Genomic DNA, 19,041 nt, shown 5'->3' on the forward strand with positions numbered 1-19,041 from the left:
CCGATGAACGCCATCCTGCCACCCGAACCGGGCATCCGTGTCAGCCTCGCCGAGCTGATCGAGATGCGCCATCGCGTGCGTGAAGTGCAGTTGTTCTCCACGCCGAGCCAGCGCAGCCCGCTGATCGGCTTGCACCACTCCAAACTGCGCGGGCGCGGGGTGGATTTCGATCAGGTGCGGGTCTATCAGGCCGGCGATGATGTGCGAAGCATCGACTGGCGCGTCACCGCCCGCACCCAGGAACCCCATACCAAGCTGTTCCATGAAGAGCGCGAGCGGCCGATTTTTATCATGGTCGAGCAAAGTCGGCGGCTGTTTTTCGGCTCGGGGCTGATGTTCAAATCAGTGCTCGCCGCCCAAGCCGCGAGCCTGATCGGCTGGGCCGCACTGGGTCATAACGATCGGGTCGGCGGACTGGTGTTCGGCAACAATGAGCACTATGAAATCAAGCCACGACGCAGCAAGCAGAGCTTGCTGCAGTTTCTCAACCGTATGGTGCGGGTCAATCAGTCTCTGCACACGGAAAGCGAGCCGGACCGGGACGCCTTCAACATTGCCCTGCGCCGAGCCCGGGAAGTACTGCGTCCCGGCAGTCTGGTGATCGTGATCTGCGATGAACGCACCCTGACCGAGGGTGCCGAACAACAGTTGAGCCTGTTGTCGCGGCATTGCGATCTGTTGCTGCTGCCGGTGTCCGACCCACTGGATCACGCCCTGCCCGCCGCCGGGCTTTTACGCTTCGCCGAACGCGGGGCGCAACTGGAACTCGACACCTTGAATTTCGAGCTGCGCCAGACCTATCGCGCCCAGGCCGAAGCGCGCATCGCTCGCTGGGAACTGCTGGCGCAAAAGCTGCGGGTTTTGCTGATGCCCTTGAGCACGCAGAGTGAGATGGTCGAACAACTGCGCGAATACCTGAACCCACAGAAACCGGGGAAAGCTCGATGAGCAGCCTCGATCAACTGCAACCACTGATCTCCCCGCCACCGATCGAGTTCTGGCCACCGGCACCGGGCTGGTGGCTATTGCTGTTGCTACTGCCACTGATCGGTTTCGGTCTGTGGAAGGCAAGGCGCTACTTTGCAAACAAACGCCCTATCGTGCGCGCCGAACAACCGCTGGACCCGGTGCGCCTCGCCGCGCTGGCCGAACTGGCGCGAATGCCCAAACCCTACGACGGCGCTCCGGCCGGTGCCTGGTTGCAGCAACTCAACGGTTTGCTCAAACGCCTGTGCCGCAACCACTATCCCTACAGCCAGAGCCATACCCTCAATGGGCGCAAATGGCTGGCATTCCTCGACAATCGCTGCCCGGCCGCTGGTCTGACCCGCTGGATGGTGCTGGTCGAAGGCGCCTACAAACCCGAATGCAAACTCGACGACAAAGCCATCGCCGGCCTGACCCAAGCCGTCGACACCTGGATTCGTAAACATGTTTGAGTTCGCCTGGCCGTGGATCTTTGCCCTGCTGCCGCTGCCCTGGCTGATGCGCGTCGTGCTGCCTGTCGCCGACAGTGGCGAGCCGGCGCTCAAAGTCAGCTTCCTCAGTGACCTCGAAGGCCTCGCCCGCCGCCGCGCCCGGGCCAACCTGCCGGCCTGGCGTCAACAAGCGCCGTTCATTCTGCTGTGGCTGTTGTTACTGATCGCCGCTGGGCGCCCGCAATGGCTTGGCGAACCGCTGCCGATTGCCGCCAGCGGTCGCGATCTGCTGGTGGCGGTCGACGTGTCCGGCTCCATGGATTTTCCTGACATGCAATGGCAGGGCGAAGACGTCAGTCGACTCACACTGGTTCAACACTTGCTCGGTGACTTCCTCGAAAGCCGTGAGGGCGATCGGGTCGGGCTGATCCTGTTCGGCAGTCGGGCGTATCTGCAAGCACCGCTGACGTTCGATCGGCACACGGTGCGCGTGTGGCTCGACGAAGCGCGGATCGGCATCGCTGGCAAGAACACCGCCATCGGCGATGCTATCGGCCTGGCCCTCAAACGCCTGCGTCAACGCCCGGCACAAAGCCGTGTACTGATTCTGGTCACTGACGGCGCCAACAACGGTGGTGAAATCGACCCGCTCACGGCGGCGCGGCTGGCAGCTAATGAAGGCGTGAAAATCTACCCGATCGGTATCGGCGCCGATCCGGAGCAAAGCGGCACGTTGGGTTTTTTGGGGGTCAATCCGAGCCTCGACCTCGATGAAGCCTCCTTGAAGGCGATCGCCGAAGCCACGGGCGGCCAGTATTTTCGCGCCCACGATGACAAGGAACTGCAAGCGGTCAAAGGCACCCTCGACAAACTTGAACCCGTGACCCAACAACCGACTCAGGCTCGCCCGGCACAAGCGTTGTACCACTGGCCTTTGGCGATGGCGTTGCTATTGAGCATGCTGCTGGTGGTTCGCGAGCGCTGGCCGGACAACCCGTTGCGGCGACTGTTCACCAAGGATCTTCTGCAAACGCAATTGCCCGACTGGCGCCAGCGGCTTAAACGCCTGCGTCTGCGGAGGCGCCGATGAGTGCGCTCTGGCCGTACTGGTTCCGCCCCTGGTGGTTGCTGTTGTTGCCGTTGCTCGGCTGGTTGCTCTGGCAAGTCTGGCATCGACAGAAGCGCGCCGGGCGCTGGCAGATGATTTTGCCACCGGCCTTCCATGCGGCGTTGCTCAGTGGTGGCAGCGGTCGCGACAGCAAATTGCCGTGGGTCATCCTTGGCTGTGCCTGGGTGTTGACCGTTCTGGCGCTGCTCGGGCCGAGCTGGGAGCGTGTCGAGCAATCCAGTCAGAAACCCGCCGACCCGCTGGTCGTGGTACTTGAGCTGACCCCGGAAATGCTCGCCACTGACGTGCCACCCAACCGGCTTGAACAGGCCCGGCGCAAGCTATTCGACCTGCTGCAGAACCGCAGCGACGCCCAGACCGCGATCGTCGTCTACGCCGGCAGCGCTCACACGCTGGTGCCGCTGTCGGATGACCTGTCGACCAGCCGCAATTTATTGGATGCCCTCAAACCTTCGCTGATGCCCGAGGCGGGTCATCGCGCCGATCTGGCGGTGGCCAAGGCCCTTGCTCTGCTGGATCAGGGCGCCCTCGGCGACGGCCGAATCCTGCTGATCGGTTCAACCTTGACCGAACAGGAACGCCAAGGGATCCGGCAGGTGCTGGACGGCAAATCGACGCAATTTTTGATGCTCGGTGTTGGCACGGCCGAAGGAGCGCCGATCACCCAGGAGGACGGCAGTTTTCTCAAGGACGACCAGGGCGCGATTCTGGTGCCTCATCTGGACGAACCCAGCCTGAAAGCCTTTGCCAATGACCTGGACGGACGCTATCGCCACGCACGCCTGGACGATGCCGACCTGCGCGCCCTCGGCTTGTTAGAGGGGCCACGCACGCTGCGCAACGACGGCCATACCCTGCGTCTCGACACGTGGGCCGATCAGGGTTACTGGCTGTTGCTGCCGCTGTTGTTGCTGGCCGCTTGCGCCGGCCGTCGCGGGTGGTTGTTCTGCCTGCCACTGCTACTGCTGCTGCCACAACCGAGTTATGCCTTGGACTTCGAAGATTTGTGGCTGCGGCCCGACCAACAGGGTTTGCTATTGCTCAAGCAGAAACGCCCAGCCGAGGCTGCGCAGCATTTCGCAGATCGACAATGGCAAGGTGTGGCGCTTTACGAAGCCGGCGACTACAGCGGCGCCGCACAGCGGTTCGCCGAGGGCAACGACGCTCACGCCCACTACAATCGTGGCAACGCCCTGGCCAAAAGCGGTGAGCTGGAGGCCGCGCTGGACGCCTACGAACAGGCGCTGGAGCGTCAACCGGATTTGCGTCCGGCGCAGACCAACAAGGCGCTGGTGGAAAATCTGATCAAGCAGAAAAACACACCACGGCCGGTTGAACCGGACAAAAACGCCGACAACGAGACCGAGCCCCCCATGCAAGAACCGCCGCCGGGCGCGGCCACGCAACCGTCAGATAATAGCGAACCAAAAACCGACGCCCAGCAGACCACGCCGGACTCCGAGCAACCGAACAAAACACCGCCGAGACCCGGCACCAATGAAGTTCCGGGTAGCGAGTTGGGAGACGAACAAAGCACCAGGCCACCGTTGCGCCCCGCCAGCGACAGCATCGATGGTGAACAGCGCCAGGCGCTGGAGCAATGGCTGCGCAAGATCCCGGACGACCCGGGTGAATTGCTCAGGCGCAAATTCTGGTACGAACAGCAACAACATCAGGATCAGGGAAAAACTCGATGACCCGCTTCACCGCCTTCTTGCTCGCACTGCTGCCCGCCCTGTTGCTCTGCTCCATTCAGGTACAGGCAGCCGGACTCGTCGCCAGTGTGGATCGCAGTCGCCTGAACACCGGCGAGACGATTGAACTGACGCTGGAATCCACCGACGTGACGCAGTTCGGCAAGCCTGATCTGACACCGCTGGAGCCGCTGTTCGAAGTGCGCGGCACCCGCCAGGTCAACCAGCTGACCACCCTGAACGGCGACAATCGTGCGACCACCCGCTGGATCGTCACCCTGCTGCCCAGGCAAAACGGCAGCGTGGTGATTCCGTCACTGCAACTGGGTGACGTACAGAGCCAGCCAATCACCGTGCAAGTGGTCGAGACCGAAACCCAGGACAGCCCGAACAAACGGGCCCCGGTGTTCATCGACGCCAGCCTCGATCAAAGCAGCGTGTATGTGCAAGCCCAGGCGGTCCTGACCTTGCGCATCTACCATTCGGTGTCGCTGTACGACGACAGCAGTCTGCCCCCCTTGCAGGTCCCCGATGTGCGCATCGAACAACTGGGCGAGGCGCGCACCTACGAGAAAGACATCAATGGGCTGCGCCACGGCGTGATCGAGATGCGCTACGCGATCTACCCGCAACACAGCGGTGAGTTGGTCATTCCGGCGCAGATATTCAATGCTGCACTCGTGGACGCACAGCCCGCCCAGGGCACCCAGGGCGCCGCCGCGCAGGTACCGAAATCCGGCAAACTGATGCGGGTCAGCTCCGCAGAGATTCTGCTGACGGTCAAGGCCAAACCCATCACCTACCCGGCCGACAGGCCATGGCTGCCGGCCCGTAGCCTCAGCCTGAGCGAGAGCTGGAACCCGGAACCGGATCATGCGCAGGTGGGCGATTCTTTGACCCGCAGCCTGACGGTGAAGGCTGAAGGCCTGGCCAGCACGCAATTGCCACCGCTGCCCGCCACCGACGTCAACGGCTTGCGGCGCTACCCGGATCAACCGGTGCTGGGTAACCAGAACAGCGAGCGAGGCCTGGTCGGCAGTCGCGAAGACCGTGAAGCCCTGGTGCCGACGCGTAGCGGCGCAATCGAGTTGCCAGCGGTTGAAGTGGTCTGGTGGAACACCTTCGAGGACCACCTGGAATACAGCAGCCTGCCGGCCCGAACCCTGCCAGTGGCGAACAATCCCAGCCTGATGGTCGACACCCCGGCCAGCACGCCTCAAGTCCTTTCCGTCGCCGACAACGAAGCCCTCCGGTGGTGGAAACTCAGCACGCTGATCCTGGCCTGCACCACCCTGCTGGGCTTCGGTCTCTGGTGGCGCGCCCGCTGGCAACCGGCGATCCTGCGCGCGGCGCAGACCGGCCCGAGCCCGCGCACCGTGCTCGACGACCTCAAGCGCGCCTGCCAGGCCAATGACTCCCACGCCACCCGCCAGGCCCTCGACGCCTGGGCCCGGCAACAACCGGAAACCCTGGCCGATATGGCGGCGCGTTTTGTACCGCTGTCCGACGCCCTCGACGGTTTGAACGGAGCGCTCTACAGCGAAACCGGCCAGCATTGGCAAGGTGAAGATCTGTGGCGGGCGATCAAGGCGATTCCGATTGCCGAGCGAGTTCAGGATCCAGTGGGCGACAGCGGGTTGCCGCCGCTTTATCCGAAGTAACGGTCCCTAGCTGTTGAGATGGAACTCGGCGTCCAGATGAATGGCCTGTAAAAAAGCGCTGTCGTGAGAGACGACGATCAAAGCCCCTTGGTACTGATTGAGCATCTGCTCCAGCGCAATTTTACTGGGCAAGTCCAAATGGTTGTCCGGTTCGTCCAGCAACAGCAATTGCGGTGGTCGCTGGGCATACAACTGCGCAGCCAGTGCTATTTTCAGGCGTTCGCCGCCGCTCAACTGACAGGTCTTGAGCGTCGCACGATCCGCATCAATGCCCATCTGCGCCAACCGGGTTCGCGCTTCGGCTTCGGGCAACTCCGGATTACTCTCATAGAGCCATTGCACCGCCGTGCGTTCGGAATACTGCAACCCGGCGTGTTGATCCAGCCAGCCGACATGACAACTGCGTATGAGTTCGCCTTCGCGCACCGGCAGTTGGCCGGCGATCACTCGCAACAGGGTCGACTTGCCGCTGCCGTTGGCGCCCAGGATTGCCATGCGCATAGGCCCCGTCAGCATCAGATTGACCGGCGCCGCGTAACCGAACGGGAGAATGACGTCGTTGAGCTGCACAATCAGCTTGCCATTGGGCACTGCGCTTTCCGGTGACAACATCATGCGTTGAATGTCCGGCGCGCACCGCGCACGGGCCTCGGCGATCCGTTGTTGCTGCTGCTCCCGGGCCACCTGTTGATTGAGGCGCAATTTTCCCTGGCTGTTTTCACTGCGCTCTTTCTGGGCGTTGGTGATCAGCTTGGTCTGATTACCGTCACGGGCCTGACGGTCGCCGCGGGCATTACGCCGTTGCTGACGCTCCATCTGCACGGCCATCTCACGTTGCTCGCGCTTGGCCTGCGCCCGCTCACCTTGCAATGCCGACTGAAACGACTGCTGTTCTTGCTCGCGTGCCGCTGCATACTGACTGTAGTTGCCGCCATAAACCGCCAGCCCCAAGGGTGAAAGCTCGACAATTTCGTTCACGTGCTCCAGAAGGCCCCGGTCGTGGCTGATCAACACCAGGCCGTTGGGCCAGCGATCGATCTGCTGCGCAAGCTTGTGTTGCTGATCAATATCCAGGTGGTTGCTGGGCTCATCCAGAATGAGCCAGTCGGCCCTGGACAACCACGCCCCCAGCAGCGCCACCCGTTGCCGTTCGCCACCACTGAGGGCGTCGGTGCGCGCGTCGGCGTTCAAATGACCCAGGCCGATCTGCTGCAGTTCCGCCTCAAGGCGTGTGGCGCAATCCCATTGGTCGACCACCAGCGAATGGTCGTCATCGTCGACGCTGCCTTGGGCAATGCGATCCAGCGCCGCCAGAATAGGGGCGACACCGGCCAGCGCGGAAACACTGGGATAGCGCTCGGGTTCCAGCAACTGCGCCACGGCGTAAACCCGCCCTTCGCGACGGACGATGCCGCTGGTGGGCAGTTGCTCCCCCGTCAGGAGCCGGCCAAGCAAGGACTTGCCACAGCCATTGGCGCCCACGATGCCAGTGGCCCTGGCGCTGAAGGTGTGGTTCAAGTGATCGAACAGAACGCGCCCGTCGGGCAGGTTGAACGACACTTGATCAAGTTGAAGTAACCGTTGAGTCATGACGTCTCCTTAAACAATCGGCCCGATAGGCACTGAACCACTCCCTGATGGTGCGCAACAGCACCCGGCGGATGGGCAATAGACTCTTTCGCCATTCGCAGCATTCATTTTTCTGGAGACCATTACTTTATTCCTTCGGATTTCACTTCATACGGTCAGTCCTCCACAGCGATCTGACTTAACGGAGAGGTCCTACATCAAATATAGATTCGCCTGACAGCGCCGCTCAGTAAGTCCACGCAATGTTCCGTGCCTTTATTAGACGCAGGGATATGTGGATGCTCAGCACTACCAATCAAGATGTTGTCAAGCGCAACCCTGATATATTTTTTCACGACCACCAAATATGCGAGTACCGAGCCCAATACGCTCTCAACCGAAGTTACTCGCTCAGTGTGAAACAGGTCAGCGAATGGACTAGCCAACGAGGCCACCCATGACTTCACCCGCCAACCTCGCCGCAGCAGCGGCATCCAAATCCCCCATCGGCTCTCTGGGTGCCTGCCCGTTGCGGCAAACCCACGTGCAGCTGCTGCCTTTGCGTTATGGACTGGTGGAGAAACCACTCGATCCGAGTGCCGAACTGAAGCTGCCCTATGCCCTGACGACCCGCCCGCTGGGCATTCGCATGCTGCGCGATGGCTGGTTGTACATGATCGACAGCGTGACCGGGCACCTGCACGAGTATCAGGTACTCAACGGACTGGTCAGCGCCCTGTTGCACAAGGGCGCCAAGGTCGACAGTGATCAGCGCACGCCCATCGAAGAGCGTCCGGCACTGGTGTTTTCAAGACGCAGCACCCTGCATGTGACCTTCGCTGAAGTGCAGTGGACCGCGGCCAAATGCACGCAAGTGCTCGACAACTCCGACGAGCGTGACCACTTCATGCAGGCCGTCGATCTCGGCCCGGTGCATTGCCAAACCGGTGGCGAGCATCTGCTGACGGTCGAACAGGGCAAACAGTGGCTGGCGGAGATTGCGACCGTTCCGACCCAGCAGGCACAAGCCGCCCAAGAGCGCACCGCGTTGGAAGCCGAGTCGCCGCCGGATGCCGTTCCATTGCCGACGGTGCACGTCAGCGATGCCCCCGCGCACGAACGTGAACCCTATTTATGGGAGCAGCCGCGGCGCTTTCGCGAGGCGCACATCGGCGAGTTTCTCGGGCGGGTCCGCCCGGCTTATCAGGACGACACGCTGTTCCTCGTGGCGCAGGACGACCTCGGCGTGCTGCGCGATCTGGCCGAGTATCAGGACACCGTGGTCGGTTGGGTCGACGACTGGAGCAATGCCGATAACAATGAACGCGATTACTTGCTGGCTTGTTACATCGAGTCCCTGAGCCTGCTCAGTCCTGCGGATATCGGCAAGCTGGCCGACGCCAGTAACGATCCGCCGGTCCAGGCGCTTTTTGACGATCTGGAACAGTTGCCCGCACCGGATCGGGAGCACACCCGCAAAGCCTTGCTGGATTACCTGAACAAGGGCGGCAAGGTCGAGTCGCTGGACGCTCCCGCGCCCCCGGCACTGGAGCAGGCGCGTAAAGAAGCGCATGCCGAAGCGTTCAAATTCGCCAAGTACCAGGGCGCCACACCTGACTTCACCGCCCATAGCCGCGCCAGTGACGAGGCCGACCGCCGTTACTACACGCGCCAACATTTCAAGGTCGCCCCCGACGATTTCGTCGAACGTCACCTCGATACCTTGATAAAACTCGGCCAAGAGCAAAACAAACGCATCATCGATGTGCTCGAAGGCTCCAGCTTCAGTGGCAAACGCGGGGTCAATGATTTCATCGACCGCCCGGCCATGGACGCTGCGCTGTTTCAGCATCGCGACGACCTTGGCCGCTGGAACCGCTTGCTCGAGCGCATTACCGCTGACCGCACCATGCTGGTGGGTGCCGGTCGCTTCCATCGTTCGGTCTGGTATTACGACGCGCAGGATCAACAGCAACTCCACCAGGCCTTCACCGCCGAATACGCCTGCCTGAAGGACATCTGCCGCAGTGACCACGCCAGCGAAATCCTCCTCGGTTATCTGGAGAAACACCCTGAACTGACCCGGCCACTGTTCTACACCTTGCCCCTGCGTCTTCAGCCAGAACGGGCCGCGCAATACGCCACGTTGTTCAACGCCGGCATGGGGGTGTTCAACAACCTGCCGCACTGGCTGGGCGAACTGCAGAAAATCGAACAAGCGTACCTGCCGGCCCTCGACGATTTGCCCGAACACACCCGCGCCGTCGCCGACGCCGCCCAGCACAGCCTCAGCCCGGCGCTGAACCTAGGTCTGAGTCGGGCGCTGGAAGGGTTCGACCTGTCAGCAGAGAAAATCCCCGACCTCGACGAACTGTTCCGGCGCCTGCCCAAAGCCTTGTCGGGGCGGATCCTCGATGCGGCGAAAACCACCGGGGTGACCTTTACTGTCGCCAGCCCGGCGGAACACGCGGCGTTGCAAACCAACCTCAAGGAACTGCTCAGGGAACGCGATTACCTGAAAACCCAGACCCGCGAACGCAACCAGCTCACCCACAACAAAAACCGCCAGGGGCACAAGACGCCACGGGCGGTGGAGTTGCAGGGTGAGATCGTGCGGGTGCGCGGGCAGTTGACGCAACTTGAAGGCCGATTGGCCGGGGCGCTGAGCCCGATTGCGGAGTTGCCGGATCAGTCGGCGCGCCTGTACGGCGCAACGCCGGCTCGGGCCGGGGTGACGGTGGTGTTTCCGCCGGCGCAGCAGTTGGAGGTGCGGAGTTTGTTGAAGGACATTCGGTTGGGGGTTGGCTCGGTGCCGAATGCGAGTTTGATTCGAAGTGAGGGGATGGGGTTGTTGGTGTTTTTGGTGCAGGGGGTGAATTTGGTTTCGGTGTATCGGGAGATGATGAATCAGACCAAAAATCCCAAGAAACGGGCCGAGTTCTTTGCCGCGTTTGCCGCTACGGGTGCCGCGGGATTTACGGCGGCGCAAAGTCTGGCGGATACCGCTCTGAAGGCGCGTAGCACGGAACTCGTTGCCGGACTTCAACACCATGCTTTGCAGAATGTGCAGGTGCAGATGGGCAAGATGCATGTTGGACTGGGTTTCTTTACCTACCTTTTTGGTTTTGTGTCATCTCTGTCCAGCTTCAATTCCCAACAGCAGAAATGGCAGCAGGCGACGCGTACCGGAGATCGCTCGGCACAAACTAGTGCGGCGCTTGCCACACTGGGTGCGGGGGGCATGACGGCGGCTAATGCCTATGGTTTGGGTCACACCTTACACGCGGGCTATACCGTAGCGATTGCCAGAAACGCTGCAGCAAGAACGGCTGCTTGGGCTGCTGCGGGGACAAGGCTGTCCACCGTATTCTTCCGCTTCAATCTGGCCGGTGCCCTGTTCACCATTTTGGAATTGGGCGGAACTGGCTGTACAACCGCTACAACATCAGTGCTCATGATAAATGGCTGAAAACCACACCTTGGAGCCTGGACACTGATCATCGTGGCGACCATACCCTGGATGAATATCAGCGTTATCTGGCCTATTTGCTGAACGCCCCGTACGCGCAACTGGGCCCGAATGAGCATGACTCGTGGCTGAAAAACTTTCTGCTAAAAGCCAGGCCCAGCGACATTCACCTGGTGCTGCCAAGGCTCAAGCTCAGTGATTTCCAGCCACCATTGAGTGGACAACCGGCTCATCGCCTTGGGATCGGCGCCCACCGCATTGCCATTCCTCTCCACAGTCGCGGCGCGCCCCGAGAACGCAAGGACATCATCAGTGAGGAAGTGGCGAACAGTCTACGCATCGTACAAACAGGGCCAGATCGGTTGGTGCTGTGTCTGCAGTACCCGCTGGACCCTGACGCCGAATTTACCCCGGCGTCCGAAACACTGGAGCTGGCCGTCTGCATCCAGACCTTGAGCGCCAAGGGGGTGTGGGAATCGCTGACTGACGTTATTCACCTCAACCCGCGCGGCAAGGACCATTTTTCTTCGTTGCCCCGTCAATCCGTTACCGAGCATCCACCGTTGTTGCTGGTTGAAACCCATCTGCTGGAGCTGGCCGACCATGCCCACCAAGATTGATATGCCTCTGCCTTCCCCGCACCTTGAGCAATCCCGCAAAGCCGGCGATGTCGAACCGTTTCCCAGTGGTAGGATCACTTATCTCGCGCCGTTGCCATTGCCGACACCGCTGCCGCCGCTTGGCCCTCATATCGGGGAATTAAATGAGGTGTACATGGACTTCGGATTGGGATCGCCGCAGGTGTTTATGTGGCAAGTAACATTAGGTGGACCATTCAGCGGCACTTTAATGCTCGCTTTTCTACCTCCAATGCTTGCTGCGTTCCTCCGGGTTGTGTTCGGTTACAGCCAAGTAGAAATCTGGGACTCGGTACTCGGCGTGTTTGATGAAAGCTATGGCTACGCGCTAATAAGTGGCTTTTGCTCTCTACTCATCGGCCTTGCCGTCTGGCACCACAACCACAAAAAACGCCTCCACATCATCCCCACCCGCTTCAACCGCCAACGCCGCGAAGTCTGCTTCATGCCCGAAGACGCCACCGACCCCGTCTTCGTCCCTTGGGAATCCCTCTCGGCCTGGGTCATCGAAGCCCAAGGCGCCACCCAATACGGCATCCACCGCCAGTACGGCATGGGCATCGGCTTCCAGCACGGCGAGACCCTGACCAGCGTCGAATTTCCCTGCTTCGGTCTGTCCCTGGCCATCAGCCACTGGGAAGCGATCCGCGGCTACATGGAATTCGAAGTCAACGACCTCAAATCCATCCAAGACCCGCAAGACCTGCAAGGCCCGAACGACCCGCCCCACGAAGGCCTGCACACCTTCCGCAACGCTCGCGCGCGCCTGCACCAACAAATCCGCGACGGTCAGCGCGGTCGGGTGTCCGGCTTCTTCTGGTACCTGTACCACGTGATGACGCTGTGGACGATTCCCAACCACCTGACCGAATGGGAAATCCGCCGACTTCAGAAAATGGCCCCACACGCCTTGCCCGAAGTGATGCGCCAATGGTCGGAACCGTTACCGAAGGAACAATGGGCTAGGCCGAGCGAAGAACTGCTGCGCCTGAGCGCACAGGTTCGCGCCCTGCACAAACGTCAGCCACAACGCCCGATCACCGAGATTTTTGCCGAGGTGCGGCGATTGAACCCGACGGACAAACGTCGCGCATGAAGTGTTTTGGCTGGGTGTATACGCGCAGACCTTGAACACCAACGGTGCGTGGGTTTCCCGAACTCACGTCATTCGCCTAAACCCCTGCAGTGAGGGTCGTTTCTTTATATTAAGTAAGCAACGCGGCTCGTTAGTCGGCTTATCCAAACGCCGATCGAAGTCGGCAATCGGTACGACCGGCAAATGGCCGCGGTGCTCTGGATTTGTTCATGCCGACCTTCGCTCTTAAAAACGACAACTATCCTGACACCGGGGGCCAGTCCGGTAATAAATATAGGTAAATTTGAATTTTGATGTGGGTTTAATCCGATTTTTTATGCGGCCATTAGTTGAAAGGTTCATTCATCGGCCCGTCCACTGATGAAGCAAATTTGATCAGGACGGCGTTTTTCGGAGGCAAGGTAAGGGTTTGCCAGTAAACTCCCTCCCCTTTAGCCGCCATCATTTCCCACGCGGCCATTACCTAATTTCCTACGGAGTTCGCCTTGCGTCTGTTTCACACCTCCGACTGGCACCTCGGGCAGAACCTGCACGGCCAGGAACGCGATTTCGAACACGGCTGTTTCCTCGAATGGCTGCTGCGTCAGCTGAAGCTCGACCAGCCTGATGTGCTGCTGATCGCCGGCGACATCTTCGACACGGTCAACCCGCCCGTCAAAGCCCAGGAACGCCTCTACGATTTCATCGTCAGTGCCCATGAGCAACAGCCGAAGCTGACCATCGTGATGATCGCCGGCAACCACGACTCCGGCTCGCGCATTGAACTGCCCGCGCCGTTGATGCGGCGTTTGCGCACCCATGCTTTGGGCCGTGTGCTGTGGCTTGATGACGGTCAACTGGACGCCGAACGCCTGTTGCTGCCTCTGCCCGATGCCTCCGGGGACATTGCCGGCTGGTGCCTGGCGCTGCCATTCCTGCGACCGGCCGAAGTGACCGGCGCGCATTTGGGCGACAACTACCTGCGCGGCATCGGTCAGGTTCACGAGTGGCTGATCGAAGCGGCCAATGCCAAACGCCAGCCAGGCCAGGCGCTGATCGCCATCAGCCACGCGCACATGGCCGGAGGTTCGGTGTCGGAAGATTCCGAACGCAGCCTGATCATCGGCAACGCCGAAGCGCTGCCCGCCAGCCTGTTCGGGCCGAGCATCAGTTACGTCGCCCTCGGTCATTTGCACAAACCGCAGAAGGTCAACGGTGAAGAGCGCATCCGCTACAGCGGCTCACCGATTCCGTTGTCGTTCTCCGAGATCGGCTATCAGCACCAGATTCTCGACATCAAACTCGAGGGCGAAACCCTCGTCAGCGTCGAAGCCAAACTGATCCCCCGGGCAGTGAATCTGCAACGCATCGGTCCCGCGCCATTGGCGGAAGTCCTGCTGCAACTGGCCGACCTGCCGAACATCGACCTGCTGGCCGACATCCAGCGCCAGCCGTGGCTGGAAGTTCGGGTGCGGCTCGATGAGCCGCAACCCGACTTGCGTCATCAAGTCGAAACCGCCCTGCAAGGCAAAGCTGTGCGCCTGGTGCGGATCGCCGCCGAATACGCCGGCAACGGCAGCCGCGACGGACTCGATGACGGCACGACCTTGATCGAACTCGACCAGCTCACGCCCCAGGAGCTGTTCAGCCGCGCCTGGCATGACAACTACGGCAGCGAGGTCGATGAACAAACGCTCAAGGACTTCGCCGAGCTGTTGCAGGATGTGCAGATGGAGAGCGAACAGCCATGAAGATCCTCGCGATCCGCCTGAAAAACCTCGCCTCATTGGCCGGGCCTTTTGAAATCGACTTCACCGCTGAACCGCTGGCGAGCGCAGGGCTGTTCGCGATCACCGGGCCAACCGGCGCCGGCAAAAGCACCTTGCTCGACGCCTTGTGCCTGGCGCTGTTCGGCGCTGTACCTCGGCTGAGCACTGCTCAGGTGTCTGCCAAAGCGCCGGACGCCGATGGTGAAATCGGCACGGGCGACCCCCGCACTTTACTGCGTCGCGGCACAGGTGAAGGTTATGCCGAAGTCGATTTCGTTGGCATCGATGGCCGTCGCTACCGCGCGCGCTGGGAGGCTAATCGCGCCCGGGAGAAGGCCGGCGGCAAGCTGCAAGCCAGCCGTCAGAGTTTGCGCGACATCGATCTGGATCAACTGCTAGCCAGTCAGAAAGTCGAATTCAAAACCCAGCTCGAAGCCGTACTGGGCCTGAACTTCGAACAGTTCACCCGAGCCGTGCTGCTGGCCCAAAGCGAGTTCAGTGCCTTCCTCAAGGCTAACGACAACGAACGCAGCGAACTGCTGGAAAAACTCACCGACACTGCGCTGTATACGCGCCTCGGTCGCCGGGCTTTCGACAAAACCAAAGAGGCTCGCGAAGCCCACAAGCTGTTGCAGGATCAGGCCACCGGCGTGACGCCGTTGTCGCCAGAAGCCCGGTCGGAACTCGATGAACGCTTCAACGAGGCTCAGCAACAACTCAAGACCCAGCAAGCGCAACTCAAGCAATTAGAGCTGCAGCACACCTGGCTCAAGGACCTGCGTCAATTACAGGACGAGCAACAGAGCGCCACCGAGCAGTTGCAATCGGCCCAACAGCATTGGGAGGGTCTGGCGGGTGAACGCCTGAAGCTGACCCGGCTGGAGCAACTGGCCCCGCAACGGCACCAGTTCGCCCGCAAGACCGAGCTCACCGCCCAGCTCAAACCACTGACCGCACAGATTTCGCAACACACCCAACAGCAAACCGGACTGAGCCAGCGCCAGGCTCAGCTCGAACTAAGTTTGGGCGCTGCGCAGACCGCGCTGGTCGAGGCCCAAAGCCAACACACCTCAAGCGCTCCGCTGCTTCGTCAGGCCTTCGAAGAGCAAAGCACCGTCGCCCGCCTGGTCAAAGACGTCGGCCTCAGTGCCGACCTCAAGCAGCAGGCGGAACTAGCCTGTACTCAGGGCCAAAGCACGATTCAAGGCGTGCTCGACCAGCAAAAGCAGGTCGTGTCACGCCTGGAACAAATCGCCACGGCGCTTGAGCAAAGCACCCCTCTGGCGCCGTTGAGCAATGCCTGGAACGCCTACCGCGATCGTCTGCAACAGCTGATGCTGGTGGGTAATCGTCTGAACAAGGGTCAGGCCGAACTGGCCGCCCTGGAACACAGCGCCGCTCGCGCTGCCGAGGATCTGTCCACCCAGCGCCAGAGCCTTGAAGTGCTGTACAAAGAGGCCGGCGCAGAACCGGAAGCGGTGGCGGAGCAGATCCAGATTCTCGGGAGTCTGTTGCAAGACAACCGCAAGCAACAGCGGGCCTTTGAAGAGCTGACGCGACTGTGGGCCAGTCAACAGGAACTGGACAAACGCGCGTCCGAACTCCAGCAACGCCAGCTGACCGCTCAGCAAGAACGTGAGCGTCTGACCCAGGACGGTGTGAAAGCCAAGAACGAATTGGTCGTGGCCGAACAGACCCTGACCGTCACCCGCGAACTGCTGGAACGCCAGCGTCTGGCCCGGAGCGCCAGCGTCGAAGAACTGCGCGAGCAGTTACAGGACGATCAGCCGTGCCCGGTCTGTGGCAGCCCCGACCATCCCTATCATCAGCCCGAAGCCCTGCTGCAAAGCCTTGGTCGGCATGATGAAAGCGAACAGGCCAACGCCCAGAAAGCCGTCGACCTGCTGAAAGAAAAACTCACTGAGCTGCGCGCTGAAGTGGGCGGCGTGATTGCTCAGCAAAAGGAGTTGCTGCAACAGCAAGAACACCTCGCGACCCAGCAGCAGAGCCTGGCACCGAGCCTTGAAGCACATCCGTTATCTGCGCAGCTGCTAACCCAGGATGCAGTCAAACGCGATGCCTGGCTGGCGCAGCAAAACAACCAGTTGAACCAAAGCATCACACAGGACGAACAACGGCAAACCGCCCTGCTCGCTTTGCAACAAGACGCCGCACGCCTTCAACTGCAACTGCGTAGCGCTGAAGCGGCGAGCCAGCAAGCGTCCCAGCACCTGGCCAACCAGCAACGTGAGTTGAGCAGTGATCGCCTGCGCCTGGACGAGGAGCTGACAGCGTTCAGCACCCTGCTCCCGGTCGATACGCTGCAAGCCTTGCGCAACGAACCGGCCGCGACCTTCATGCAACTGGATCGGCAGATCGCCCAGCGTCTGGAGCAGCTCGACCAGCAGCGCGATGAGCTCGGCGAACAGCAACAACGCCAGCAGACACTGGAGAAAGAACAGGACCGCCAACTCACGCGTGTCCAGCAGTTGGAAACGGCCCGACAGCAGTTCACCGCCCTCGCCGACCAGCAACTGGCCTGCCAGCAAAAACTGACGCAATTGCTCGGCGAACACACCAGCGCCGAGCAGTGGCAGCAACAACTGGATCAAGCCGTCGAACAGGCGCGCAATGGCGAAGCGACGGTCAATCAGGAACTGCAAACCGGGCGTACGCGGCTAGTGCAACTGGACGCCGAGCTCAAGGCTCAGCAAGAGCGCTCGCAGGCACTGGAAACCGAAGATCGCGAGCTGAGCGGCAAGATTGCCGACTGGCGCGCATTGCATCCGGAACTGGATGACGGCGGCCTGGAAGATCTGCTGAGCGTCGATGATCAACAGGTCAGCGAGTTGCGCCAGCAGTTGCAGCAAAGCGAAAAAGCCATTGAACAGTTCAAGGTGCTATTGCAGGAGCGGGATCAACGCTTGCTCAACCATCAGGCCCAGCACAACGGCAATTTCGAAGCGGAACAACTGGCGACGGGACTTGCCGAGTTGCAAAACCTGTCCGCCGCCAGCGAACACCGTTGCGCCGAACTGCGCGCCGAACAGGCCGAGGATCAGCGCCGGCAAAACGCCAATCAGGCCCTCGCGCAGCAGATCGCCGACGCCTACACCGAGTACCAGCGCTGGGCACGTTTGAATGCATTGATTGGTTCGGCCACGGGCGACACTTTCCGCAAGATCGCTCAAGCCTACAACCTCGACTTGCTGGTGCATCACGCCAACGTGCAGTTGCGGCAACTGGTGCGACGCTATCGCCTGAAACGTGGGGGCAGCATGCTCGGCTTGTTGGTGATGGACACCGAGATGGGTGATGAACTGCGTTCGGTGCATTCGCTGTCCGGCGGCGAGACCTTCCTGGTGTCGCTGGCCCTGGCCTTGGGCCTGGCATCAATGGCGTCGAGCACGCTGAAAATTGAATCGCTGTTCATCGACGAAGGCTTTGGCAGCCTTGATCCGGAATCTCTGCAACTGGCCATGGACGCCCTGGATGGCTTGCAGGCTCAGGGCCGCAAGGTCGCGGTGATTTCCCATGTGCAGGAAATGCATGAACGGATTCCGGTGCAGATTCAGGTCCGCCGTCAGGGCAATGGGCTGAGTACCCTGGAGGTGAAATGAATACGCTGTATTCCTTCCGCCGCTGCCCCTACGCGATGCGGGCACGCATGGCCCTGCGTTATTCAGGGGTTGCGGTGAACATTGTCGAGGTCAGCCTGAAGGCCAAGCCTGCCGAAATGCTCACGCTGTCGAGCAAAGGCACGGTGCCGGTGCTGAGCGTAGACGGTCAGGTGATCGATGAAAGCCTGGCGATCATGCACTGGGCTTTGGCGCAGAACGATCCGCAGGATTGGTTGCTCAAGGATGACCCTTTCGGGCAGCGACACATCGCCGGGCTGATCGAAGAAAACGATCAGGTGTTCAAGGTGCACCTGAATCACTACAAGTACGCCGAACGATATCCCGAGCAGCCGATGACGTTTTATCGCGCCGAGGGCGAGGTGTTTTTGCGCAGGCTCGAGGAATTGCTTGAGGGACGCGACTACTTGCTTGCCGAGCATCCGAGTCTGGCAGATGTGGCGCTGATGCCATTCGTGCGGCAGTTTGCTCATGTGGATCGCGAGTGGTTCGGGCAAACGCCCTATCGGCGATTGCAGGCCTGGTTGCAGCGGTTTCTGGCGTCGAAGTTATTCACTGGCGTGATGCAGAAATAACACTGACTCACGCCAACACAACTCATCTCGCGGGCCGCATCGGGCTTGTCTGGAACGGGCAACGCGTTATGCAGGAACGACATCACTCAGGGTCTTTCGAAGCTTTTCAGCTCAATCGGCGCAAGTGACTTCGCTCCTGCATAAAAGATGCAGGGTTCAAATTTCAGGCTTGGGTTTTGTGATCCAGAGCCGCGTAAAAGTTGGCGCTCTGTTGCAGGTACTTCTGGGTGTAGCTTTGCGCGTGGGATTTTTTGTCGTTGATTTCAATGTTGGCGCTGGCTGGCAGAGCAACAGTGGCAGAGATAGCGGATGCAGCGATTACAGAGAAGAGATTGAAGTTCATGGCGGTATTCCTCGGATTCAGTTGGTTTGCTTGCCCGGTGGGGCCGTGAAGCAAACTTAACCG

Annotated in this window: 13 protein-coding genes; 11 read left to right on the forward strand and 2 right to left on the reverse strand. The window is 60.7% G+C overall.

The window, feature by feature from the left end; translation table 11 throughout:
• The first annotated feature begins 3 nt into the window (after positions 1–3).
• From ACYZTU_RS16630 to ACYZTU_RS16650, 5 genes are read left to right on the forward strand one after another with little or no spacing between them, the layout of a single operon-like run.
• On the forward strand, positions 4–948 hold the full coding sequence (locus tag ACYZTU_RS16630; protein WP_461964285.1) for a DUF58 domain-containing protein: 945 nt from the start codon (positions 4–6) through the stop codon (positions 946–948).
• The gene (locus ACYZTU_RS16635; protein WP_461964286.1) at positions 945–1,439 is read left to right on the forward strand and encodes a DUF4381 domain-containing protein; all 495 of its coding nucleotides are present in this window, start codon (positions 945–947) and stop codon (positions 1,437–1,439) included. Before ACYZTU_RS16630 ends, ACYZTU_RS16635 begins: the two co-directional genes overlap by 4 nt.
• Positions 1,432–2,508: a vWA domain-containing protein gene (locus ACYZTU_RS16640; protein WP_461964287.1), complete on the forward strand. Its 1,077-nt coding sequence runs from the start codon at positions 1,432–1,434 to the stop codon at positions 2,506–2,508. Before ACYZTU_RS16635 ends, ACYZTU_RS16640 begins: the two co-directional genes overlap by 8 nt.
• Positions 2,505–4,244, forward strand: a complete 1,740-nt coding sequence (locus ACYZTU_RS16645) for a tetratricopeptide repeat protein (RefSeq protein ID WP_461964288.1) — start codon at positions 2,505–2,507, stop codon at positions 4,242–4,244. The genes ACYZTU_RS16640 and ACYZTU_RS16645 overlap by 4 nt, the downstream gene beginning before the upstream one ends.
• Positions 4,241–5,902, forward strand: a complete 1,662-nt coding sequence (locus ACYZTU_RS16650; RefSeq protein WP_461964289.1) for a BatD family protein — start codon at positions 4,241–4,243, stop codon at positions 5,900–5,902. Before ACYZTU_RS16645 ends, ACYZTU_RS16650 begins: the two co-directional genes overlap by 4 nt.
• A 6-nt stretch (positions 5,903–5,908) precedes the next feature.
• Here the strand turns inward: ACYZTU_RS16650 and ACYZTU_RS16655 are convergent, their stop codons facing one another.
• A complete protein-coding gene (locus ACYZTU_RS16655; RefSeq protein ID WP_461964290.1) occupies positions 5,909–7,492 on the reverse strand; it encodes an ABC-F family ATP-binding cassette domain-containing protein in 1,584 nt (527 codons plus the stop codon).
• A 436-nt stretch (positions 7,493–7,928) separates the two neighbouring features.
• On the opposite strand from ACYZTU_RS16655, the gene ACYZTU_RS16660 reads away from it, so the two are divergent.
• The 6 genes from ACYZTU_RS16660 to ACYZTU_RS16685 all read left to right on the forward strand — a co-directional run bounded on the left by ACYZTU_RS16660 (position 7,929) and on the right by ACYZTU_RS16685 (position 18,635).
• Positions 7,929–10,940, forward strand: a complete 3,012-nt coding sequence (locus ACYZTU_RS16660) for a toxin VasX (RefSeq protein WP_461964291.1) — start codon at positions 7,929–7,931, stop codon at positions 10,938–10,940.
• Positions 10,941–11,017: 77 nt separating this feature from the next.
• Complete coding sequence (locus tag ACYZTU_RS16665) at positions 11,018–11,560, forward strand: hypothetical protein (protein WP_461964292.1); 543 nt, start codon at positions 11,018–11,020, stop codon at positions 11,558–11,560.
• Positions 11,544–12,674: a hypothetical protein gene (locus ACYZTU_RS16670; protein ID WP_461964293.1), complete on the forward strand. Its 1,131-nt coding sequence runs from the start codon at positions 11,544–11,546 to the stop codon at positions 12,672–12,674. Before ACYZTU_RS16665 ends, ACYZTU_RS16670 begins: the two co-directional genes overlap by 17 nt.
• Before the next feature lie 485 nt (positions 12,675–13,159).
• Positions 13,160–14,404 carry an exonuclease SbcCD subunit D C-terminal domain-containing protein gene (locus ACYZTU_RS16675; RefSeq protein WP_461964294.1) on the forward strand — a complete coding sequence of 415 codons (1,245 nt, stop codon included), beginning with the start codon at positions 13,160–13,162 and terminating at the stop codon, positions 14,402–14,404.
• On the forward strand, positions 14,401–18,042 hold the full coding sequence (locus tag ACYZTU_RS16680; RefSeq protein WP_461964295.1) for an AAA family ATPase: 3,642 nt from the start codon (positions 14,401–14,403) through the stop codon (positions 18,040–18,042). Before ACYZTU_RS16675 ends, ACYZTU_RS16680 begins: the two co-directional genes overlap by 4 nt.
• Positions 18,039–18,635: a glutathione S-transferase gene (locus ACYZTU_RS16685; protein WP_461964296.1), complete on the forward strand. Its 597-nt coding sequence runs from the start codon at positions 18,039–18,041 to the stop codon at positions 18,633–18,635. The genes ACYZTU_RS16680 and ACYZTU_RS16685 overlap by 4 nt, the downstream gene beginning before the upstream one ends.
• A gap of 163 nt (positions 18,636–18,798) precedes the next feature.
• On the opposite strand, the gene ACYZTU_RS16690 is transcribed toward ACYZTU_RS16685, so the two are convergent.
• Entirely contained in the window at positions 18,799–18,978 is a 180-nt protein-coding gene (locus ACYZTU_RS16690) for a hypothetical protein (RefSeq protein ID WP_461964298.1), read from the reverse strand.
• Positions 18,979–19,041 lie beyond the last annotated feature (63 nt).

The organism is Pseudomonas sp. HLT2-19-2 (assembly GCF_054898005.1).